At 66.7% G+C, this 19,994-nt stretch carries 23 protein-coding genes and 1 riboswitch; of the genes, 4 read left to right on the top strand and 19 right to left on the bottom strand.

Translation table 11 applies throughout. From position 1 onward, the window contains the following. Positions 1-37 precede the first annotated feature (37 nt). The 9 genes from FB598_RS16720 to FB598_RS16680 all read right to left on the bottom strand — a co-directional run bounded on the left by FB598_RS16720 (position 38) and on the right by FB598_RS16680 (position 8,021). Positions 38-1,507: a cobyric acid synthase gene (locus tag FB598_RS16720; RefSeq protein ID WP_141916615.1), complete on the bottom strand. Its 1,470-nt coding sequence runs from the start codon at positions 1,505-1,507 to the stop codon at positions 38-40. Then, positions 1,497-2,564: a threonine-phosphate decarboxylase CobD gene (gene cobD, locus FB598_RS16715; RefSeq protein ID WP_141916612.1), complete on the bottom strand. Its 1,068-nt coding sequence runs from the start codon at positions 2,562-2,564 to the stop codon at positions 1,497-1,499. Before cobD ends, FB598_RS16720 begins: the two co-directional genes overlap by 11 nt. After that, positions 2,557-3,504: an adenosylcobinamide-phosphate synthase CbiB gene (gene cbiB / locus FB598_RS16710; RefSeq protein WP_141916610.1), complete on the bottom strand. Its 948-nt coding sequence runs from the start codon at positions 3,502-3,504 to the stop codon at positions 2,557-2,559. Before cbiB ends, cobD begins: the two co-directional genes overlap by 8 nt. Then, a complete protein-coding gene (gene cobU, locus FB598_RS16705) occupies positions 3,498-4,109 on the bottom strand; it encodes a bifunctional adenosylcobinamide kinase/adenosylcobinamide-phosphate guanylyltransferase (protein WP_255515795.1) in 612 nt (203 codons plus the stop codon). Before cobU ends, cbiB begins: the two co-directional genes overlap by 7 nt. 424 nt (positions 4,110-4,533) lie before the next feature. Continuing rightward, positions 4,534-4,765, bottom strand: a riboswitch (cobalamin riboswitch). Between the two features lie 59 nt (positions 4,766-4,824). Further along, a complete protein-coding gene (locus tag FB598_RS16700; RefSeq protein WP_141916606.1) occupies positions 4,825-5,181 on the bottom strand; it encodes a hypothetical protein in 357 nt (118 codons plus the stop codon). An 11-nt stretch (positions 5,182-5,192) separates the two neighbouring features. Next, entirely contained in the window at positions 5,193-5,387 is a 195-nt protein-coding gene (locus tag FB598_RS16695; protein WP_255464064.1) for a hypothetical protein, read from the bottom strand. A 173-nt stretch (positions 5,388-5,560) separates the two neighbouring features. Beyond that, positions 5,561-5,764, bottom strand: a complete 204-nt coding sequence (locus tag FB598_RS20785; RefSeq protein WP_183405879.1) for a hypothetical protein — start codon at positions 5,762-5,764, stop codon at positions 5,561-5,563. A gap of 155 nt (positions 5,765-5,919) precedes the next feature. Continuing rightward, on the bottom strand, positions 5,920-7,572 hold the full coding sequence (pgm, locus tag FB598_RS16685) for a phosphoglucomutase (alpha-D-glucose-1,6-bisphosphate-dependent) (protein ID WP_141916601.1): 1,653 nt from the start codon (positions 7,570-7,572) through the stop codon (positions 5,920-5,922). 194 nt (positions 7,573-7,766) lie between these two features. Continuing rightward, on the bottom strand, positions 7,767-8,021 hold the full coding sequence (locus tag FB598_RS16680) for a GlsB/YeaQ/YmgE family stress response membrane protein (RefSeq protein WP_141916598.1): 255 nt from the start codon (positions 8,019-8,021) through the stop codon (positions 7,767-7,769). Positions 8,022-8,400: 379 nt separating this feature from the next. Here FB598_RS16680 and galU point away from each other — a divergent pair, with 379 nt between their 5' ends. Beyond that, on the top strand, positions 8,401-9,414 hold the full coding sequence (gene galU, locus FB598_RS16675; protein WP_141916595.1) for a UTP--glucose-1-phosphate uridylyltransferase GalU: 1,014 nt from the start codon (positions 8,401-8,403) through the stop codon (positions 9,412-9,414). A gap of 140 nt (positions 9,415-9,554) precedes the next feature. Here galU and FB598_RS16670 read toward each other — a convergent pair whose 3' ends face one another. Continuing rightward, positions 9,555-10,370 carry an aminoglycoside adenylyltransferase family protein gene (locus FB598_RS16670; RefSeq protein WP_141916593.1) on the bottom strand — a complete coding sequence of 272 codons (816 nt, stop codon included), beginning with the start codon at positions 10,368-10,370 and terminating at the stop codon, positions 9,555-9,557. A 517-nt stretch (positions 10,371-10,887) separates the two neighbouring features. On the opposite strand from FB598_RS16670, the gene FB598_RS16665 reads away from it, so the two are divergent. Continuing rightward, positions 10,888-11,397, top strand: a complete 510-nt coding sequence (locus tag FB598_RS16665; RefSeq protein ID WP_141916585.1) for a hypothetical protein — start codon at positions 10,888-10,890, stop codon at positions 11,395-11,397. 148 nt (positions 11,398-11,545) lie between these two features. Here the strand turns inward: FB598_RS16665 and FB598_RS16660 are convergent, their stop codons facing one another. Then, entirely contained in the window at positions 11,546-12,403 is an 858-nt protein-coding gene (locus FB598_RS16660; RefSeq protein ID WP_141916583.1) for an MOSC domain-containing protein, read from the bottom strand. Positions 12,404-12,579: 176 nt separating this feature from the next. Between FB598_RS16660 and FB598_RS16655 the strand changes: the two genes are divergently transcribed. After that, the gene (locus tag FB598_RS16655; protein ID WP_141916581.1) at positions 12,580-13,026 is read left to right on the top strand and encodes a CopD family protein; all 447 of its coding nucleotides are present in this window, start codon (positions 12,580-12,582) and stop codon (positions 13,024-13,026) included. Positions 13,027-13,107: 81 nt separating this feature from the next. Beyond that, positions 13,108-13,896, top strand: a complete 789-nt coding sequence (locus FB598_RS16650; RefSeq protein ID WP_141916579.1) for a 2-keto-4-pentenoate hydratase — start codon at positions 13,108-13,110, stop codon at positions 13,894-13,896. A gap of 90 nt (positions 13,897-13,986) precedes the next feature. Here FB598_RS16650 and FB598_RS16645 read toward each other — a convergent pair whose 3' ends face one another. The 8 genes from FB598_RS16645 to mdcE form a co-directional block, all read right to left on the bottom strand. Beyond that, complete coding sequence (locus FB598_RS16645) at positions 13,987-14,466, bottom strand: acyl-CoA thioesterase (protein WP_141916577.1); 480 nt, start codon at positions 14,464-14,466, stop codon at positions 13,987-13,989. Between the two features lie 150 nt (positions 14,467-14,616). Then, positions 14,617-15,549 (bottom strand): 2-hydroxyacid dehydrogenase, encoded by a 933-nt coding sequence (locus tag FB598_RS16640; protein WP_141916575.1) that lies wholly within the window; start codon positions 15,547-15,549, stop codon positions 14,617-14,619. Positions 15,550-15,739: 190 nt separating this feature from the next. Next, the gene (locus FB598_RS16635) at positions 15,740-15,991 is read right to left on the bottom strand and encodes a hypothetical protein (protein ID WP_141916573.1); all 252 of its coding nucleotides are present in this window, start codon (positions 15,989-15,991) and stop codon (positions 15,740-15,742) included. A gap of 40 nt (positions 15,992-16,031) precedes the next feature. Beyond that, on the bottom strand, positions 16,032-16,280 hold the full coding sequence (locus tag FB598_RS16630; RefSeq protein ID WP_141916571.1) for a DUF6139 family protein: 249 nt from the start codon (positions 16,278-16,280) through the stop codon (positions 16,032-16,034). Positions 16,281-16,556: 276 nt separating this feature from the next. Beyond that, positions 16,557-17,513 (bottom strand): ACP S-malonyltransferase, encoded by a 957-nt coding sequence (locus FB598_RS16625; RefSeq protein ID WP_141917058.1) that lies wholly within the window; start codon positions 17,511-17,513, stop codon positions 16,557-16,559. Then, positions 17,510-18,481 carry a triphosphoribosyl-dephospho-CoA synthase MdcB gene (mdcB, locus tag FB598_RS16620; protein ID WP_141916569.1) on the bottom strand — a complete coding sequence of 324 codons (972 nt, stop codon included), beginning with the start codon at positions 18,479-18,481 and terminating at the stop codon, positions 17,510-17,512. Before mdcB ends, FB598_RS16625 begins: the two co-directional genes overlap by 4 nt. Continuing rightward, positions 18,469-19,218 carry a malonate decarboxylase holo-[acyl-carrier-protein] synthase gene (mdcG, locus tag FB598_RS16615; RefSeq protein ID WP_141916566.1) on the bottom strand — a complete coding sequence of 250 codons (750 nt, stop codon included), beginning with the start codon at positions 19,216-19,218 and terminating at the stop codon, positions 18,469-18,471. Before mdcG ends, mdcB begins: the two co-directional genes overlap by 13 nt. Positions 19,219-19,231: 13 nt before the next feature. Then, a complete protein-coding gene (mdcE, locus tag FB598_RS16610) occupies positions 19,232-19,984 on the bottom strand; it encodes a biotin-independent malonate decarboxylase subunit gamma (protein ID WP_141916564.1) in 753 nt (250 codons plus the stop codon). Positions 19,985-19,994 lie beyond the last annotated feature (10 nt).

Below are 19,994 nucleotides of genomic sequence, written 5' to 3'. Positions count from 1 at the left end.
CAACCCGTCCCGGCCTTGCGCCGGGACTTTGCTTTTCTCACCGCCCGAAGCGGGACTCCAGTTTCTTCAAGGCCTCATACAGAGGCAGCGAGGCATCGGCCAAGCGCTCCAGGCTGGCCTCGCGCAGCGCGTCCAGGTCAACCGTGGCGGCGCCGTCCAGTCCAGCCCATGCCAGCAGCGCCGAAAACGCCTGCGGCGTGTCGAACATGCCGTGCAGGTAGCTGCCGAGGATCTGGCCGTCTTCCGACACCGCCCCTTCGCCGCGGCCATCGATGACGAAGGCCGGGCGCTGCAAGGCCGCGCCTTGCGATACACCCATATGGATTTCATAGCCGCGCACGCCGGCGTCCTCTGCGCCGAAAGTGCAGCGGCCGCTGACCTGCAGCAGGCGCTTGTCGCGCGTGAGCTCGGTGCACATGGCCAGCAGGCCCAGGCCGGGCGTGCTGCCCGGCGCGCCTTCCACGCCGTGCGGATCGTCCACGCTCTGGCCCAGCATCTGGAAGCCGCCGCAGATGCCGATCAGCTTGCCGCCATAGCGCAGGTGCCTGCCGATCGCCTCCGGCCAGCCTTGCTGCCGCAGCCAGGCCAGGTCGTCGCGAGTGTTCTTGCTGCCCGGCAGGATGATCAGGTCGGCCGGCGGAATCGGCCGGCCCGGCCCGATGAATTGCAGGTCCACCTCGGGATGCGCGCGCAGCGCATCGAAGTCGGTGTGGTTGCTGATGCGCGGCAGCACCGGCACCGCCACGCGGAATTGCCCGCGCGCGTTCTGCGATGAGGCGATTGCATCCTCCGCATCGAGGTGCAAGCCGTGCAGGTAAGGCAGCACCGCCAGCACCGGCTTGCCGGTGCGCTGCTCCAGCCAGTCCAGCCCCGCTTGCAGCAGGCCGGGGTCGCCGCGGAAACGATTGATGACGAAGCCGACCACGCGCGCACGCTCGCTCCCGGAGAGGCAATCCAGCGTGCCGGTCAGGTGCGCGAACACGCCGCCGCGGTCGATGTCGGCGACGATGACCACCGGGCAATCGACCGCCTCGGCGAAGCCCATGTTGGCGATATCGCGCGCGCGCAGGTTGATCTCGGCCGGGCTGCCGGCGCCTTCGACGATGATGGCGCGATACTGCGCGCGCAGGCGATGGTAGGACGCCAGCACGGCCTGCATGGCCTCGCTCTTGTAGCGGTGGTAGTCGCGCGCGTGCATGTCGGCGCGCACCTTGCCATGCACGATCACTTGCGCGCCGGTGTCGCTGGAAGGTTTCAACAGCACCGGGTTCATGTCGGTATGCGGGGCGATGCCGGCGGCCTGCGCCTGCAGCGCCTGGGCCCGGCCGATCTCGCCGCCGTCGGCGGTGACTGCGCTGTTCAAGGCCATGTTCTGCGGCTTGAACGGCGCCACCGTGATGCCGTCGCGCCGGAGCAGGCGGCATAGTGCCGCGACCAGCGTACTCTTACCGGCATCCGACGTGGTGCCCTGGATCATCAGGGTATGGAAGGGAAATTCAGCGGCCATCGGCGCTCCATTGCAGCAGCGTTTTTTCCAACGTTTTTTCCAACGCTTGTTCCAGCGCTTGTCCCTGCGCCTGTTGCAGTCGTTGCCAGCCGGCTTCATCCGGCGGCAAGCCGATGCGAATGCCGCCGGCGCCGCCCGTAAACAGCCGCACCCAGATGCCCTGCTGCGCCATCGACGCATGGAACTGCCGCGCCTGCGCCTGCGGCCACGGCCACCACTGGTACAGCGCGCTGCCGGATGAGGCGATGCCATGCCGCGCCAGCAAGTCACGCAAGCGCTCGCCTTCGGCCAACAAGCGCCGCAGCGTGGCGCGCTGCCAGGCAAGGTCGCGCAAGGCGGCCGTACCAATCTGCTGCGCCGGACCGCTGACCGACCACGGCCCCAGCCAGTCGGCCAGTTCATCCAGCAAGGCGGGTTCGGCGGCGACGAAGCCCAGCCGCAGTCCGGCCAGGCCGAAGAACTTGCCGACCGAGCGCAGCACGACCAGTCCCCGTTGCCCGGCATGCGCGGCCACGCTGCGCTCGCGCATGGTATCGCCGAAGGCTTCATCCACCACCAGCCAGCCGCCGCGCGCGGCCATCGTTTCGGCCCAGCGCAGCAATTGCGTCTGCTCGACCAGCGCGCCGGTGGGGTTGTTGGGATTGCACAGCACCAGCACTTCGCAATTGCCGGCATCGACCTCGGCCGCCAGCTGCGCGTAGGGCACTTCGCGCACCGCATGCCCGGCGCGTGCCCAGCAATGCGCATGTTCGGCATAGATGGGGGCTGCCACCAGCACGCGCGCGGGCCGGCCGTCGCGCCGCAGGCGCAGTTGCGGCAGCGCCTGGATCGCGGCCTGGGTGCCGGCCACCGGCAACATGTGCGGCGCGCCGTAGTAGGCGCAGGCAACCTGCGCCAACTCCACCGATGGTTCCGGCAGGCGGTGCCAGGCGTTGGCGCCCAATGCCGGCGCCGGGTACGGCACCGGATTGATGCCGGTCGACAGATCCAGCCACGCGCCGGGCGCACGGCCGTAGCGCGCCATTGCCTCGCTGAGGTTGCCGCCGTGTTCAAGCATGGAAGGCTCCGAAGGAAAGCAACGCCAGCGCGCCCACGATGGCCAGCCACAGCAAGGCGGCCTGCGCCACCAGGCGCCAGGCGCGGACAATGTCGGCGCCCTCAGGCGGTTTGCCGCAGCCCAGCGGCGGGCGCTGTTCGAGTGCGCCGTCATACACCGCGGGGCCGCCCAGCGTCACGCCCAGCGCGCCGGCGCCGGCCGCCATTACCGGCCCGGCGTTCGGGCTGCTCCAGGCGGCGGCCTGTTGCTTCCAGCAGGCCAGCGCCTGGGCGCGGTTGCCGAGCCAGGCGTAAGACCATGCGGTGAGCCGGGCCGGCGCCCAGTTGAGCGCGTCGTCGAGGCGCGCCGCGGCCCAGCCGAAATGGAGGAAACGCTCATTGCGATAGCCCCACATCGCATCCAGCGTGTTGGCCAAGCGGAACAGCAAGGCCCCCGGCCCACCCGCGACCAGGAACCAGAACAGCGTGCCGAACACGGCGTCGTTGCCGTTTTCCAGCAGCGACTCGACGCCGGCCCTGGCGAGCTCGGTTTCATTGGATTGGCGCGTATCGCGGCTGACGATGCGGGAGGCCAGTACCCGCGCCGCCGCCAGGTCGCCGCGCGCCAGCGCCAGCGCGATCGGCAGCGCGTGGTCGCGCAGGCTGCGCAGGCCGATGCAGAAATACAGCAGCGCCGCATGCAACAGGCAAGCCAGCCACCATGGCGCCAGCTGGATGATCCAGGCCGCCAGCGCCACGCCCGGCAGCACCGCCAGCATCCATACCAGGATGCCGCGCAGGCGCAATGCGGGCGCCCGGTTGAACGCGCCCTCGATGCGCTGGGCCAGGCTGCCGAAACCGACCAGCGGATGCCAGCGGCGCGCCTCGCCCAGCATCAGGTCGAGCGCCAGCCCGGCCGCCATCAGCAAGCCCAGCCAGGGCCAGGACAAGCCGCTCAGCATGAGGCGTCCTTGAAACTCAGCGGCAAGCCCGCGGCCACCCATTGCACCCGCTCGCAGATCGCCGCCACCGACTGGTTCAGGCGCCCGGCCTCATCGACGAACCAGCGCGATACCGCGCCGATGGGCACGATGCCCATGCCCACTTCGTTGGACACCAGGATCACCGTCCCCTGCGCCTCTTGCAGCGCGCCGAGAAAGTCCTCGCGTTGCAGCGCAAAGGCGGCCGGCGCGGCGATCGGCCCCAGCTCGGGAAACGCATGGCCTTCCGCGAACAGCAGGTTGGACAGCCACACCGTCAGGCAATCGACCAGCACCACCTTGCCGGGGCCGGCGTTGGCGCGCAATGCCTGGCCCAGCGCCAGCGGTTCTTCCACGGTGCGCCAGCGGCTGCCCAGCGCCTCTCGCCGTTGGCGATGGTGGGCGATGCGCGCGGCCATCTCGGCGTCGGCCGCACTGGCGTTGCGATCGGCGGTGGCAATGCAGACGATTTCGCCCGCGCCGGACCGGGCCGCCGCCAGTGCCTGCTGCTCGGCGTAGGCGCTCTTGCCGGAGCGGGCCCCGCCAAACACCAGGGTGCGCCGCGATTGCGCCGCGTTCGTGGGCACATTCGGGGGCACATTCGGGGGCACATTCGGGGGCACATTCGGGGGCGCGTTCGGGGGCGCGTTCGGGGGCGCGTTCATGGGCCTTTTCCTTGCCGGCGGTGTTCGAACATCATTTCATCCAATCGAAACGGATAGGGGGATAAACAGCCGCGCGGGGGTTCGCGCGCGGCTCATGAGGGCGGAGCGGGTATGACGGATATGGCGGATATGGAGTGGAAATCGAAGCGGAAATGCGCGCAGCGTGCCGTTGCGGCAAAGGCACCGGACGCCGGTAACGGGCATGCGGCTGCGGCCGTCCCCTATGCCGGAAAACCGCCCGGTCCGTGAATTTGTTTCGCGCACGATATAACGACCGGCGCATGCCGGCCTGATGGAGTTGAACAGCGATGGTGGAAGCTGCCAGTATGATCGCCCTCCGCGATGCCACCCTGAATTCGCTTCGGGCCGGTTTCCGGACTGGCGAGATGAAGCCGTCGGCTTCGCGGACAGATGCCTTCCCATGCATGCGCACAGTGGCGTGGTGCGAGCCCTTCTCGCTTACCGTTGCGGGGGCAGCGCCGGCTTTGGCGCCGCCATGGCGATGGCGGGCCGCACCGGCTTCCCGTTTCAATCCCTTGCGCGGCTGCGCGCGGGATACCAGAAGCAATCTTGTGCCGCGCAGTATAAAGGCCGGCCCCGCTTAGGGCAACCGCAGCGCCGGGGTCGGGCCGCCTCCTCAGCTCCCGCTGGAGCGGTCGACGGCGTCGCTGGCCGGGAAGGTATCGGCCAAGGCCTGGTCGATTTCGGCTTCCCGCTTGCGGTCTTGTTTGTCGTGCTCTTTATTGCGTTCGTTGTTGCGCACCGTCTTGTTTTGCTCGGCCAGCTTGCGCGCATCGTCCTCGACGATGTCGCGGCCCGGCTCATTGTCGGAAGCGGCCTGTTTCACTGCGGGTTCGTGCGCGCTGTGGCTGCGCCGGCGCTCCTGCTCGTCGGAGGCCGGCGACGCCGGCGCCACCGGCATGGCAATGAGCGAACCCATGCCCATCGCAAGCATCCTGGCGAAACGGGGAATGAGGAAATCGGGTTGGTGCATGGCAAGCTCCTCTATATGAAACCGGATGCGCTCCGGAACGCGGGGCTATCTTCCTTTTGCCGCATACGGACAGGCTTGTCCGCAGGGCGCGGATTGAGCGGCGGATCCTCGACCGGAATCGGGTCGTCGTCGGGCAATTCCGGCGGCGGCAGATGGGGATCGGGAATCGGCGGCGTTTCCTGCGGGGTATGCAAAGCGTTTTTCAAATGGCGCCTCCTGTTGCGCATCGCCCGGCGGCACGTTCATCCTTGCCGGTTGGGATGCTGGTGGGGAATCGGCTCTTGCGGCGGTGTCGGATCCAGGGGCGGAACCTCCACCGGCGGAACATCCTGGGGTTTGTGCATGATCGTCTCCGTGTGCATGGCGGCTCAGGCAGACCTCAATCCTTGCCTGGGCCGGACATCAGCGCATCGTCGGCGCTGGCGCCCGGGTCTTCGGTGCCGTCCGGTTCCGGCGCCTGGAGCGCTTCAGTCTCCGGCGCCGGCAGCTTGTGGCCGGCGGTCAGCGCGCAATTGCCGCCGAAACGCTTGCCCTTGGTGTCGCGCGCGGGGTCTTGCGCGCCCGCTGGCGCCTGCTTGTCCATATCCGGCCCTCCTGCCTGAATGTATCTGACCATCCTAGGGAGGCGGCAGCGACCGGGCAACCGGACATTGGAGCAATCGCATGTAGGAAGTCCGGAAGAAAAAACGCCGGTTGCCTTGCAGCAACCGGCGTTTGCAGGCAAGCGCGGATACTCGCTCAGCCGGCCTTCAGCGCGCGCGTCACGATCTCCTGCGCCTCGGCGAAGATCCTGTCCAGGTGCGCCTGGTCGCGGAAGCTTTCGCCGTAGATCTTGTAGATGTTCTCGGTGCCGGACGGGCGCGCGGCGAACCAGCCGTTGTCGGTGACGATCTTGAGGCCGCCGAAGGGCTTGCCGTTGGCCGGCGCGGTGGTGCGCACCTCGCGGATAGGCTCGCCGGCCAGTTCGGTGGAACTGACGTCGTCCGGCGAGAGCCTGGACAGGCGCGCCTTCTGCTGCGGCGTGGCGGCGGCTTCGATGCGGCCGTTGCGCGGCGCGCCGAGCTGCTGCGTCAGTTCCTGGTAGATGCGGCCCGGATCGTTGCCGGTGCGGGCGGTCATCTCAGCGGCGAGCAAGGCGGCGGTAATGCCGTCCTTGTCGGTGCTCCAGGGCTGGCCGTCGAAACGCACGAAGGAGGCGCCGGCGCTCTCTTCGCAGCCGAAGGCGATGCTGCCGTCATACAGGCCGTCGACGAACCACTTGAAGCCGACTGGCATTTCCAGCAGCTTGCGGCCGAGATGGCCGGCCACGCGGTTGATCATCTGGCTCGACACCAGGGTCTTGCCGACCGCCGCATCGGCGCGCCATGCCGGGCGGTGGCTGAACAGGTAATGGACGGCGACGGCGAGGTAATCGTTGGCCGGCAGCAAGCCGGTGCTGCCGGCGATGATGCCGTGGCGGTCGTGGTCGGTATCGCATGCCAGCGCGACGTCGAAGCGCTCCTTCAGCGCGATCAGCTCGCTCATCGCGTACGGCGAAGACGGGTCCATGCGGATCTGCCCGTCCCAGTCCTGCGGTACGAAGCGGAAAGTGGGGTCGACCTCGGTATTGACCACTTCCAGGTTGAGCTTGTAGCGCTCGGCGATGGCCGGCCAGTAATGCACGCCGGCGCCGCCCAGCGGATCGACCCCGATCCGGACGCCGGCGCCGGCGATCGCCGCCAGGTCGATGATGTTGGGCAAGTCGCTGACATAGTTGTCGAGATAGTCGTAGCGGCGCGTGGTGCCGGCCTTGAGCGCCTTGTCGAAGGTCATCCGCCTGACGCCGTCCAGGTGCTTTTCAAAATAGGCGTTGGCGCGCTGCTCGATCCATCCCGTGACATCGGAATCGGCAGGGCCGCCATTGGGCATGTTGTACTTGAAGCCGCCATTGTCCGGCGGGTTGTGCGACGGCGTGATGACGATGCCGTCGGCCAGCGCCGTCCGGTTGACGCGATTGTGCGCCAGGATCGCGTGCGACACCGCGGGCGTGGGCGCATAGGGGCTGCCTTCGGCCAGCATGGTCACCACTTCGTTGGCGGCCAGCACTTCCAGCGCGCTATGCCAGGCCGGTTCGGACAAGGCGTGCGTATCGATGCCCAGGAACAGCGGGCCGGTGAAGCCCTTGCCGTTGCGGTAGTCGCAGATGGCCTGGGTGATGGCCAGCACATGCCATTCATTGAAGCTGTGGGCATTGGCATTGCCGCGGTGCCCGGAGGTGCCGAAGGCGACCCGGTGGGTGGCCTCGCCCATGTCGGGGTGCAGGCTGTAGTAATTGGAGAGCAGGACTGGCAGGTTGACCAGTGCCGAGGGTGCCGCGCGTTTGCCGGCCAGTGGATTGGCGCTACTACTCATGGAATATTTTTTCTTGATGGAGGAAAACAGGGTCGGGCGTATTGACAGCCACTGTTCGCGCCATGCTCATCAAGCGCGACAATGACTCTGTCAAAACGGCATTGTAGGGCAAGCTTGCCGTCTCGGACAAAGCGAAAGAAGCCCCTTCCGATGCGGCGGCATCGGGGGAGCCTCGTTTTTCCGGCTGGGCCAGGCTACGCGCGCCTGGAAAACGCCCTCACGATGACGAGCAGGACGATCGCGCCCAGCGTGGCGGTGAGAATCGACGCCAGGATGCCGCCGCCGATGGAGATGCCCAGCAGTCCGGCCAGCCAGCCGCCGATGACGGCACCAACGATGCCGATCAGGATGTCGGCCAGCAAGCCGAAGCCGCCGCCCTTCACCAGCACACCGGCGAGCCAGCCGGCCACGGCCCCGATGATGAGCCAGGCAATGATTCCATGATCCATGATGTTCCCTTTCGTATGATGTTGTGGAGGGGACTTCTTGCGGTTGACGCTGTGCCGATGGCAGCAACGGATGAGGCAATGGTAGGCAGCCGCGCTCCGGCCAGCTATCGGACAGCGGCCCATTTCCTTGTAGGACAAGCGCGGCGTTTTCTTGCTGTTTTCCTCCCGCTTTCCTGCCGTTTTTCTCCTGTTTTCCTACAGGCCAAACAGCGGCTTTCCTATAGCCGGCATCCAGGTCTTTTTTTAAGCTTGCGCCAACCATGAAAAACGGAATCGGCAACCGGCAAGCAAGCCGGAACAATCGAAAAACAGGCCTCGAGCCTGCGCAGCAATGGGAGAGGACGCCACGTTCATCAATCAACCTCTACTTGGGCCTACCATGAAAAAAATCACCAAAGCAGTCTTTCCTGTCGCCGGCCTGGGCAGCCGTTTCTTGCCCGCCACCAAGGCGCAACCCAAGGAAATGCTGCCCATCGTCGACAAGCCGCTGATCCAGTATGCGGTCGAAGAAGCCGTCGAAGCGGGTATCACCGAAATGATCTTCGTCACCGGCCGCAACAAGCGCGCCATCGAAGACCATTTCGACAAGGCCTACGAGCTGGAGAGCGAACTGGAAGCGGCCGGCAAGCAGAAGCTGCTGGAAACCATCCGCAATGTCATTCCCAAGCATATCAATTGCGTCTACGTGCGCCAGGCCGAGCCGCTGGGCCTGGGCCACGCGGTGCTGCTGGCCAAACCGCTGGTGGGCAACGAACCCTTCGCGGTGCTGCTGGCCGACGACTTCATGGATATCGATGCCGGCCGCAAAAATGTCATGGCGCAGATGACCGAGATGTTCGAGCGCGAAGGCAAGAGCCTCCTGGCCGTGCAGGATGTGCCGCGCCAGGATACCCGCCAATACGGCATCGTCAGCGGCACCCGCTACCGCGACCGGCTGGAACAGGTCGGCGGCATCGTCGAGAAACCGACGCCTGAAACCGCGCCCTCCACCCTGGCCGTGGTCGGCCGCTATGTGCTGACGCCGGCCATCTTTACGCGCCTGGAAAACATCACCGCCGGCGCCGGCGGGGAGCTGCAGCTCACCGATGCGATCTCGGCCCTGCTGGCGGAAGAGCAGATCCTGGCATACCGCTACGAAGGCCGGCGCTTCGACTGCGGCTCCAAGCTGGGCTACCTGAAGGCCGCCGTGGCCATGGGCATCAAGCACCAGGAAATCGGCGGCGACTTCGCGCATTTCCTGCGCGACTTCAACGCCGGGCATGAGCTCCAGCCAAGCGCGCCATTGAAAGTTGCCGCCATCAAAGAATTCGAGCCCGCCGCCGCGCAGCAGCGCCGCCCGCTGCCCGCGGCTGCCGACAGCCAGCCGGCGGCGACAACCCGGCGCTTCATGTAATCCCCGGCGGGCAACCCAGCCCATCCGGAAGCCCGGCCGTTGGCGCCGGGCTTTTTCCATTGCGCCATGGCTCCGGCATCGCCTTTCGCCGGACTACGCAACGACTCGCCGCAGCGGGCTTATCCATCGCTGCGGCGAGTTCAAGACACAGTCTGCCAACGATCGGCATTCGAGCAGAGCCGCCTGATTTCCAGTTGCGCGCCCGCGATGAAAGCCTCAACCTCAGGCGCATGTTCGGCCAGATTATCCGGCGCTTCACCAAGATAACCGGCCCTGGCGTTGGCCAGCACCGCCCGATGCCGCGGTTCGATCCGCTCCAGCAGCCAGGTGGCCGAAAAATCCTTTGCGGCGATTTCGCCTGTGGTTGCCGTATACCAGATGCGAGCGAGCGCGAGAATGATGTTTCGCTCCTCGCCTTCCCAGTCTGCTGGCGCGTTCCATTGCGCCACCGTATCCAGGAGCGCGCGCACCAGGTCTGCGCGCGGGACTGCATTGAAGACGTCTCCCGCACTTGATCCGACGATTGCGATGCTGCTGGCCCGGGCTTTGGTAAGGAGGATAGCCAGGTCATGGTCCAACGCGGGTTCTTCGAAAACGCCTGCCAATATGTCCTCGCGCAGCCATTCGCCAAACTGGAGCTCCCGCCTTGGCGGATAACGCCAAGGCACGATCTGCCCAAGCGCCAGCACGGTGACTTCGAGCGCGCGCAGGGACGTTGATGATCCGGGAGCGGCGGATGCCGTCAACAGCTCAGTCATCAACGCGCGTCGGACCTCCTCGCCGGGAGGTTCGGCCACTGTGACAAGCAGGTCGATATCGCTGTAGGGGCGAAGTCCGCCGTCTACCGCGGAACCGAACAAGTGGATGGCGACCACATGGCCGCCCAGATGCCGCTCAATGATGGCTTGGGCCTGCGCCACTTGAGGCGCGATGGAGAGTGGAATGATATCTGTCATGGGGAGCAATAATAGCCGAGAATTCCCATGCAATATCCCCATCCGGCACGAGCGGCCCACAGCCATATTCGGCGACGCTGGCCTGAGCAACCAGCGTCGATCGCAACGTTGGAGAAGCGCCAGGTTTCGCCGGCCGTCATGAGGGCGAGCGGGCCGCGCCAACCGGCCGAAGATGGCAGGCATTTTCCATTTCCCCTCGCTCCCGCCTTGCCGGCCGGCGCGACGTAAATTGTTTTCCGGCGTTGTCACAATGCTTTAACCTGGGCTTGCTAGGATCGCCGGCATGGCATTCGCGCTGCTCCATCCCCTGCTCCGCCTGCGTTCCTGGGCATTTCCCGCCCTCGGGCGGCGGCCGCTTCTTTCCATCCGGTGTGTCTTTTTCCGGCACGGAAATGGCCGATGTAAACGTTTGCAGCGCAAACAGGAACGGATGGAATCGTTCACATCCTGCCGCCACGATTGCGGCAGCGTGACAAACAATATATATTGTTTATATTAATTTTTAACAGGAGGGTTCATGGCAACCAGAGTTCAAGCCGCAACAACCGCAAGAAAAAAAACCGTGGCCAAGGCCGCACCCGCCGCCCGGCCAACCGTGAAGAAGCCCGCCGCCAAACCGGCCGCGCGCCCTGCAGCCAAGGCATCACCCAAGACCGCCCCCAAGGCTGCAGCCCCCGCCCCGAAGGCGCCCGCGGCTACGCCGAAGGCAGCAGCGCCGGCGCCGAAGAAGCCTGCCGTCGCCGTGCCGGCCAAGCCGCTCCAGAAGCCGGCAGCGCTGACCAAGGCGGAGAAGAAAGCCGCCAAGCCGAAGAAGGTCAAGCAGGTGCGCGACAGCTTCACCATGCCGGAAAACGAATATGCGGTGCTGGCGCAGGTCAAGAAGTCCTGCCTCAAGGCCGGCGTCGAGATCAAGAAGAGCGACCTGCTGCGTATCGGCGTGTCGCTGATCAAGAACCTGAAGATCGCCGATCTGAAGGACATCCTCAGCAGCCTGACGCCGCTGAAGGTCGGCCGCCCCAAGAAATAAGGGAACGCTGCGTGGTGCAGCGGTTCGCCAGCGGGCCGCGACATCCAAAAAAAGCGCCGCTCCGAGATCATCGGAGCGGCGCTTTTCGCTTGGAGCCGCCAACAGGAGCCGCAACGCCGCCGCCGGCGTTTTGCCGTCGGAGCTTGGCTCAGAAATTCAATTCCCAGCCGCAGGCCTGTCCCGCGCGTATGCGGCCGCCCATGCCGCCGACCACGATGGCATTCTGGCCGAAGGTCAGGCCGCCACCCACGCGCGGATTGGCGCGGTAGGCTGCCAGCGTATCGAGCGGTTCGTCCGGCCATTGCGGATCGCGCAGGCCGGTGCGCTGGTCGATTCCCGGCACCGGGCAGCGCGCGCAGGGCTTGACCAGCTTGAGCGTCACGACGCCGCCATCGCCATCGTCCAGGGTGATGGTATCGATGAAATCTTCCTCGTAGGCCTCCAGCCCCTGGATCACCAGGTTCGGGCGAAAACGCTCCATCGGCAACGCCGGCGCGCCCTTGGCGCCCAGCCGCGCATTCAGGTCGTCCAGCGATGCCTGGCCGATCACCAGCAGCGGATAACCGTCGGAAAATTGCGTCGTCGCACGGTGCTCGCCGGTCCAGCGTTGGTTGCAGGCGCGCGTTGCATTCGGATCGAAGCGTACCAGGCGGGCGTCGATGCCCAGATAGTCCGAGAACCACTGGCGGGCGCGCGCGCCCTGGTCCAGGGCGGCCACCCTATCCTTCCACACCTGCACCAGAACGCTTGCGCCATCTTCGCCGGCGGCCGCCAGCTGCAGTTCGGGCATGCCGGGGGCCGTCAGCAGCAGCGCGCCCTCCTCGAAACGCGGAACGATGCAGGCCATGCGCGCATGGCTGCGCTGCGTCAGGAACTCCCCGGCGCCGTCCACCACCATCCAGTGGCGGTCCAGCGCCAGCCCGAGCGGGCCGATCTGGGCCTGCTCCAGGGCGATGCCGCCGCACGACTTGATCGGATAGATATTGATTGCGCTGAGTATTGCCATGCCGCTCCCTGTTCTCGATGATCGTTGCCGTAGCGAACGCCGCGATACGACGTTGCCATTAAGGCATGACATTATCACAGCCAGCGCGCCGATATCCGGCGCAACGACACGGGCCGCGCCATCATGCGACAATGCGCCAATCGTTCTTCCAACTGCGCTTACCTGACGAGATTGAAATGCTGCTTGCGAAATTCTTCCATCTGCTTGGGCTGACCATCTGGGTCGGCGGCATGTTCTTCGCCCACATGGCGCTGCGTCCGGCGCTGGCGTCCTTGCAGCCGCCGCAGCGCCTGGTGCTGATGGCGGCGACGCTGGGCGCGTTCTTCATCTGGGTGTGGATTTCCATCGCGCTGGTGCTGGGCAGCGGCCTGCACATGATGCTGCTCATGGGCGGCCACGCGGCGCCCTATGTCCACGCAATGGCCGGCATCGGCATCCTGATGATGCTGGTTTTCGGCCACATCTTCTTCGCGCCGTTCCGCCGCCTGAAACTGGCCGCCGCCCGGCAAGACTGGGATCGCGCCTCGCGCGCCCTGGGCCAGATCCGCATGCTGGTGGGCATCAACCTGTGCCTTGGCCTGCTGACCATCGCCATCGGCGCGCTGGGACCGATGATGGCTTGAGAAGCTGTTCCGCGCGGCGGCCCGGCATGGCCGCGCCATCGCCGCATATCGACAATACGACAACAATAGGGGGAAATAGACGTGCTGAATGAATCGCAACGCCAGCAGGCCGCCGACTTGCTGTGGGACTGCTGGGCGCATGGACGCCGTATCGCACAGCTGCCGCCGGAGCTGTGCCCGGCCGACCGCGCGGAAGCCTATGCCGTCCAGGCGCGACTGGAAGCGCACAGCTTCGCGCCGCTGGCCGGCTGGAAGATCGGCGCCACCGGCCCCGGCGGCCAGAAGCTGCTTAACGTCGACGCGCCGCTGGCCGGCCGTCTGCTGGCCGAGCGCATCCATCGCAACGGTGCCGTCATCTCGCTGGGCAACAGCCTGATGAGCGTGGTCGAGGTGGAAGTCGCCTTCCGCATGCGCACCTCCTTGCCGCCGCGCAGCGCGCCTTATTCGCAAGAGGAAGTGCTCGATGCGGTGGGCTCGGTCTACCCCGCCATCGAACTCCCCGATACCCGTTACGACAACTTCAAACAGGTCGGCGCCGCCCAGCTGATCGCCGACAACGCCTGCGCCGACCAATTCGTGCTGGGCGCGCCGGCCGACGTCGACTGGCGCGCGCTCGACCTGGCCGCGCTCCCGACCTTCGGCCGCATCAGCGGCGGCGAGCAACGCGACGGCAGCGGCGCCCAGGTGCTGGGCGACCCGCGCATCGCGCTGACCTGGCTGGCCAACGAACTGTCCCGGCAAGGATTGACGCTGGCCGAAGGCCAGATCGTCGCCAGCGGCTCGACCATCGTGCCGTTGCCGGTGCGCGCCGGCCAAGGCGTCCTGGCCGACCTGGGGCCGCTGGGCTCGGTCGCCATCGAGCTCGCCTGAAGCGAAGGCGCAGTGCAATAAAAAAAGGGACAGCCAACCGGCTGTCCCTTTTTCATTGGTGCGCGACGCTGGCCAGCCGATGGCCGGCCATCAGCCCGGCTTGACTTCCTCGAAACGGCGCTCCAGCTCCTTGCGCAGCGACTTGCGCAGCACCGCGGCCTCGAAACGGCGCTTCTCTTCCCGGGAGAACGGCCGCAGCGGCGGCACGGCGATCGGCTTGCGCTGGTCGTCCACCGCCACCATGGTGAAGAAGCAGCTGTTGACGTGGCGCGTTTCCTGGGTGCGGATGTTCTCGGCCACCACCTTCACGCCGATCTCCATCGACGACGTGCCGGTGTGGTTGACGCTGGCCATGAAAGTCACCAGTTCGCCCACATGGATGGGCTGGCGGAACATCACCTGGTCGACCGACAGGGTCACCACGTACTGGCCGGCGTAGCGGCTGGCGCAGGCGTAGGCGACCTGGTCCAGCAGCTTCAGGATGGTGCCCCCGTGCACATTGCCGGCGAAGTTGGCCATGTCGGGCGTCATCAGGACCGTCATGGTGAGTTGGTGAGATGGCAGATCCATGGTGCTTGGCTCTCTCTGTATTGCTGTCAGCGTTTGGAATGGATGAAAGCCGGAGCGCATCCCCGCGCAATCCGGCCGGCCGCAGATATTACCAGCCTTGGACGGGCTTGAGGCGCCTCCCGGCCCTCAAAAAACCCGCAAATCCGCCGTTCAGGCCCGTACCGCCGGCTCGGCGGCGGCGAAATGCTCTTCGCAGTTGCGCAGGAACTGTTGCACGGAAGCATCGATCGATTCCGGCGACCAGCCGGCGACGTGCGGCGTCAGCACCACATTGGACAGGCCGACCAGCTCCTGCGGCGGCTTCGGTTCGCTCTCGTAGACATCCAGCCCGGCGCCGGCCAGGCGGCCCTCGCGCAAGGCGGCCGCCAGCGCGGCGGTATCGACGATGCTGCCGCGGCCGATGTTGACCAGGTAGCCTTGCGGGCCCAGTTCATCGATCACGCGCGCCGACACCAGATGCTGGGTATCGGCCCCGCCCGGCGCGGCGACGATGATGAAATCGGCCCAGGCGGCCAGTTGCGCCACATCCGGGAAATAGTGGAAATCGACGTCGTCGCGCTTCTTGCGGTTGCAATAGCCGACTTCGATGTCGAAGCCAGCGGCGCGCCGGGCGATCTTCTTGCCGATGTTGCCCAGCCCGACGATGCCCAGGCGCTTGCCCGTCATCTGCGGCTGCAGCGGCAGGCTGTCGCGCCAGCCGCCGGCACGGGTGGCCTGGTCCAGCGCCGGGATATGGCGCACGGTGGCCAGCAGCAGGCCCATTGCATGGTCGGCCACGCAATCCTCGTTGGTGCCGGCGCCGGTGGCGATGTCGATGCCGGCCGCCTCGGCGTGGGCCACGTCGATGTTTTCATAGCCGGCGCCAAAGGCGCACACCAGTTGCAGGCGCGGCAAGGCGCGCATCTCGTCGGCACGCAGCCCGGTGCTGCCATTGGTCAGCACCACCGCGACATGCCGGGCCGGGCCGGCGATCATGTCGGCGCGGCGCTGCTTGTCGGGAGCGTAGAGGATGTCGTAGTGTTCGCCGATGGTGGCGAGGCTGGTGTCGGAAAGGTGGATCAGGACGAGCAGTGGCGGCTTCATAGGGTCGGGACGTGAATGTGAAAAATCGCGGTGCCCGACATTCTATGGCGAAAAGCGGCCAACCGTATGCACGGCTGCCGCGTCGGGCGGGCGCATTTCCCCATGCGATTTCCATGCCACCGGAGATGCGGCCCGGCGCCGCTGGCGCAGAAACAACACCAGCGACGCCAGCAGCGCCAGCGGCATCGGCTCAGTGATGCGATCCCGGGCCTCGGCGGGACTCCAGCAGCTCATGCGCCACCTGCAAGGCCCCCTGCTCGGCCGATTTTTCATCGCCGAAAGTCTGGTCGGGCAACACCCGTTGCGACGGAAATACCGGATTGCGGTGCATGGGGTTGTGCGACGGCCCAAAGATGGCCACATTGGCCACCCACTCTTCGCCGCCGATCACGCGCACGCCCGAGTACTCGATATCGTAGTCGCCCATGTGTTCGGTTGGCATGACGGTTTCCTCCTTGGTTCATGTGGCATTGCGCACGGCATCATGAAGCGCCGTCGCCGGCGCGGTCGCCCAGGTGGGTAATGGCATAGCCCTTCTGGCTGATCTGCACGAATGCGTCATCCGGCTGCAGCGTGAAATGCCGCCGCCCGTCCTGCTCGACATCGGCGCCCCGTTCATGCATCTGCCAATCGGTATTGGTGACCTCTTGCGGCAATAGCTTCTGGTGCGGGATGAGCAAATAGGAAAACAGTCCGTCGCTGTCCGGGCGTTTGTAAACGTCGACTTTCATCGTGGGGCTCCTGGTCGGGTTGAACACGGTTTGCGCAATGCTGCAAACATCGATGCAAGTACAGCCCGCGCCGTGCCATGGCAACACGGCTTGCTGGTCCGACTTGGGCCTGTTTTATAAGTTCAGGCACGAATGTGCACAGCACCACGCCTTCAACATAGCACTTGCACAGGGGCGATGCCAGTAATCCCGATTCGGTTCCCGCTATGGATCAGCTATTGGCCGGAGATTGCAAGGGAAGAACGCGGCGGGACCGGCAAGCCGCTGGCGGCAGCCTCAATCGGCCTGGCGCCGCAGCCAGGCCAGCGCCCCGGAAAAGCTGCGGAAGTCGGACAGGGAGCGGCATTCGATCTGCGGATGGCGACCGCGCAGCATGCGCGACAGGGCCGCGCAAGAACCCAGCTCCAGCGCGACCGTGACGCCGCGTTCGGCGCAGGCGTCCATGCAGGCGGCCCACTGGATGGTCTCGGTCAGTTGCCTGGCAAGCAAGGTACGCGCTTGCGCCGCGTCGTCGACGGCCTGCCCGGTGATGCCGGCCAACAAGGTCAGCGCCGGCGCTGCGCAGGAAGCCTGCGCCAGCACATCGGAAAACGGCGCGGCGGCCGCCTGCATCAGCGGCGTATGCGAAGCCAGCCCGACCGGCAGCTCGCCGGTGCGCGCGCCCATGGCGGCCAGCTCATCGGCGGCGGCGCGCAGGTCGCGGCTGGCGCCGCCCGCAATCAGCGACTCTTCGCCGGTATCGATGGCCACATAGGCGCCGTGGCGTTGCAGCACCGCGCGCGCCGCGGCGGCGGCCATGCCGCTGACCGAGATCAGGCCCTGCTCGCGCTGCATGGCCGGCGCCTGCTGCCGTGCAGCATCCATCAGGCCTGCGCGCCGGGCCGCGATGCCCACGGCCTCTTGGGCCCCGAACACGCCGGCCACCGCATAGGCGGACAATTCTCCGACGCTATAGCCGGCCACTACCGCAGGCGCGCCGGCGATAGCGGCCAGCTCATCGGCAATGGCATGCCAGGCGGCAAGCTGGGCCGCGACGATCAGCGGTTGCGCATGGCGGTTGGCATAGAGCTGCTGCGGATCGGCCAGCACATCGGCCAGCGGCGCATCCAGCCACTGTTGCAGTCCGCATTGCGCCAGGAAAGCGGCGCCGTTCGCATCGGCGCGCGCCATGTCGAACATGGCGGGATGCTGGCCGCCCTGGCCGGGACAAAGGATCGCCAGCCGCATGTTCAGCCCCTCCCGCGCGACGGCAAGCCGGACGCATCGCCCAACGCGCACGCCTGATGCACCAGGCACGCCGCCGCCAGCAGGTCGGCCGCGCCGCCCGGCGACAGGCGTTGCGCCACGAAGGCGCGGTGGCAATCGAGGGCCATCGCATGCCAGCCGGGATTGGCGGTGCCGCCGGCGGCCAGGAAAGCGGCGCTGCGCGCACGCACCAGCGCAGCCCCCTGCGCACCGCCACGGTGGTAGACATTGGTATCGCTGACATGCTGCATCAATGCAAACAGCGCATCGATCTTGGCCGCTTGCCAGTCGCGGCCGTGTGCCAGCGTCTGGCGCATGCGCGGCAGCGCGATCTCGAACACCGACGGAAATCCCAGCGCGCCCTCTTCGCGCGCGCCGCCCACGGCATGCGCGGCGGCCACTTGCTGGCCGTGGCTGGGCTGGCCCGGCGCCTGCGCATGGGTATGGCCGGCCAGCGCATCGCCCCACTGGATCAACAGCGTGGCGCGTATCGTGGCGTCCGACAGCGGCATCTTCTGCGCCCGGCAATATGCCATCGCCGCACATAGCATGCCCAGCGCGAAAATGGCGCCGCGATGGGTATTGATGCCGCCGGTGGCGCGCAACATGCGCCGTTCCGCGGCAATCGCCAGGCGCTGCAATTCATTGAAGGGCGCGCCCCGCATGCCGGCTTCGGCAATCAGGAAGAAATAACGGCGCAGCGCAAACAGGCTGCGCATGAAAGTGGAGGCATCCATATCGCGATGGCTGCCGTTATCCACCAGCGAGACCAGCCCCGGCTTGGGATATAGCACCAATTCCTGATACAGGCTGCGCAGCGCCAAGCGCGCCAACGTGCGGCTGAAGGCAAGGTTATCGCGCGCATCGCGGCGCTTCTGCGTGTAGTGCGGGACCGGCGCAAGCGCAGCGCGCCAACCGTCTCCGGGAGGATTGGCGGGACGGTTCAGGCCGCGCATGGTCGGCCCTCCTGTAGTTCGCGCCCCTGTGGTTCACTGTCACTGCACGATTGCGGCAGGCTTGCCGCGAGTGCGCCGACGCGTTCCAGCTTCACCGCCTCCGGCGTCTTGACCAGCACCTTGTTGTCGGGATCGCCGCCCTTGACGGCGACCTGCCGCCATTCCTTCCACGACACCGCGGCGCCGCCGGGAAAGACGATTTCCCCATCCAGCGGCAAAAACATCGCGTGGTAGGCCAGCAGGCGCACGCCCTGCGCCAGTTGCGCCTGGCTGGCCGGCTCGAACAGCAGGTCGATGTCGGAGCCGCCGCGCAGATATTGCTGTCCGGTGATGGCCTGCCAGGCCAGCGAGCCGAACACGCCCAATGCAATCCCTTCGCGCGCCATGCTTTCCTGCAATTGCGCCATCGGCTCATGCCATGCCGGCGGCAGGCCCGGCAAGCGCGCGGCGGCGATGTCGCGCAGCAGGAACGGCGCGCGGCGCGACGCCACCTCCGAAGCATGCAGGCGCAAGGCGATGCGCGGCTTGTTGCCGTGCGCATCGGGCGGCAAGGCGATGCCGGCGCAGATCTCGCCGGCATCGGCGTCGATATCGGCATCGGCGCGGCGCACCACCACCGGCCAGCGGTTGCGCTGCCAGTGCGCCATCGCCTCGCGCTGGCGGGCGTCTCCCGCGCGCTCCTGCGCGCGCTGCCAGCCCGCTTCGCTCAGCCAGACCAGGTGATGGCGTGCATCCATGGGGCAATCCCGTTCAATCGAGCGGCACATCGTCGGCCACGGCATCGATCACGCGCTGGGCCAGCTTGCGCCCGCCGCGCTCCAGGCCGTCGATGGCGCGCCGGTCGGTCGAGCGGTCCACCGCCAGCGCCTCGCGCAGCGCCTGCGCCAGGTCGCCGTTCCAGATTCCGGCCACGCCGCCCATGCGCAGATAGTTTTCCGGGCCGGGCGCGAACACCGGGTTGCTCCGGGCCAGTTCGGTCAAGCGCTCTTGCGGCACCTTGGTAATGCGCGCCATGGCCGGCAGGCCCATGACGCGGATGGTGGCGTCCGGCAAGGCATAGCAGGCGTCGGCGATGAGTCCGCTGGTGATGAAGCCGCCCGACAGCGCCTGGTCATAGACCAGCCCGACCACGCGGTGGCCGGAACGGCGCGCCAGTTCCACGCATTTGCCCAGGTGCGCCATGTAGCTGTTGATGCCCAGCATCTCGTCGCGGTGGCGCAGGCGCTGGCCTTGCGTATCGACCAGGATGACGATGGCGCGGCCGGGATGCTCGCGCACCGTCTTGAGTATCTCGGCGGCCTGCGCCAGCGCGATCTCGATGCCGATGGGCGTATGGCCGGTGGTGCCGACCACGGTCACGGCGGCGCCATCGACCCGGGCCGTGCCGGTCAGGAAATTGTCCTGCTCGGCGATGTCATGCCCCTGCGGGAACAGCTGTTGCGCGAGCGCGCGCCAGTCGACTTGTCTGATCTCTTCGGCGGCGGTATTGGCTGCGGTTTGCATGCGTGGATTC

It is taken from the genome of Herbaspirillum sp. SJZ106 (genome assembly GCF_006715495.1).
GTDB lineage: Bacteria > Pseudomonadota > Gammaproteobacteria > Burkholderiales > Burkholderiaceae_D > Herbaspirillum.
This window is presented reverse-complemented; position numbering and strand designations above follow the sequence as displayed.

What these genes read in the sequence shown, in the direction of transcription:
- FB598_RS16640 (WP_141916575.1), bottom strand. Translation starts at nt 15,549, where the DNA reads ATGAAGCCGCCACTGCTCGTCCTGATCCACCTTTCCGACACCAGCCTC.
- galU (WP_141916595.1), top strand. Translation starts at nt 8,401, where the DNA reads ATGAAAAAAATCACCAAAGCAGTCTTTCCTGTCGCCGGCCTGGGCAGC.
- FB598_RS16655 (WP_141916581.1), top strand. Translation starts at nt 12,580, where the DNA reads ATGCTGCTTGCGAAATTCTTCCATCTGCTTGGGCTGACCATCTGGGTC.
- FB598_RS16635 (WP_141916573.1), bottom strand. Translation starts at nt 15,991, where the DNA reads ATGCCAACCGAACACATGGGCGACTACGATATCGAGTACTCGGGCGTG.
- FB598_RS16645 (WP_141916577.1), bottom strand. Translation starts at nt 14,466, where the DNA reads ATGGATCTGCCATCTCACCAACTCACCATGACGGTCCTGATGACGCCC.
- mdcB (WP_141916569.1), bottom strand. Translation starts at nt 18,481, where the DNA reads ATGCGCGGCCTGAACCGTCCCGCCAATCCTCCCGGAGACGGTTGGCGC.
- FB598_RS16720 (WP_141916615.1), bottom strand. Translation starts at nt 1,507, where the DNA reads ATGGCCGCTGAATTTCCCTTCCATACCCTGATGATCCAGGGCACCACG.
- cobD (WP_141916612.1), bottom strand. Translation starts at nt 2,564, where the DNA reads ATGCTTGAACACGGCGGCAACCTCAGCGAGGCAATGGCGCGCTACGGC.
- FB598_RS16630 (WP_141916571.1), bottom strand. Translation starts at nt 16,280, where the DNA reads ATGAAAGTCGACGTTTACAAACGCCCGGACAGCGACGGACTGTTTTCC.
- cbiB (WP_141916610.1), bottom strand. Translation starts at nt 3,504, where the DNA reads ATGCTGAGCGGCTTGTCCTGGCCCTGGCTGGGCTTGCTGATGGCGGCC.
- FB598_RS16670 (WP_141916593.1), bottom strand. Translation starts at nt 10,370, where the DNA reads ATGACAGATATCATTCCACTCTCCATCGCGCCTCAAGTGGCGCAGGCC.
- FB598_RS16700 (WP_141916606.1), bottom strand. Translation starts at nt 5,181, where the DNA reads ATGCACCAACCCGATTTCCTCATTCCCCGTTTCGCCAGGATGCTTGCG.
- pgm (WP_141916601.1), bottom strand. Translation starts at nt 7,572, where the DNA reads ATGAGTAGTAGCGCCAATCCACTGGCCGGCAAACGCGCGGCACCCTCG.
- FB598_RS16680 (WP_141916598.1), bottom strand. Translation starts at nt 8,021, where the DNA reads ATGGATCATGGAATCATTGCCTGGCTCATCATCGGGGCCGTGGCCGGC.
- FB598_RS16660 (WP_141916583.1), bottom strand. Translation starts at nt 12,403, where the DNA reads ATGGCAATACTCAGCGCAATCAATATCTATCCGATCAAGTCGTGCGGC.
- FB598_RS16665 (WP_141916585.1), top strand. Translation starts at nt 10,888, where the DNA reads ATGGCAACCAGAGTTCAAGCCGCAACAACCGCAAGAAAAAAAACCGTG.
- FB598_RS20785 (WP_183405879.1), bottom strand. Translation starts at nt 5,764, where the DNA reads ATGGACAAGCAGGCGCCAGCGGGCGCGCAAGACCCCGCGCGCGACACC.
- mdcE (WP_141916564.1), bottom strand. Translation starts at nt 19,984, where the DNA reads ATGCAAACCGCAGCCAATACCGCCGCCGAAGAGATCAGACAAGTCGAC.
- mdcG (WP_141916566.1), bottom strand. Translation starts at nt 19,218, where the DNA reads ATGGATGCACGCCATCACCTGGTCTGGCTGAGCGAAGCGGGCTGGCAG.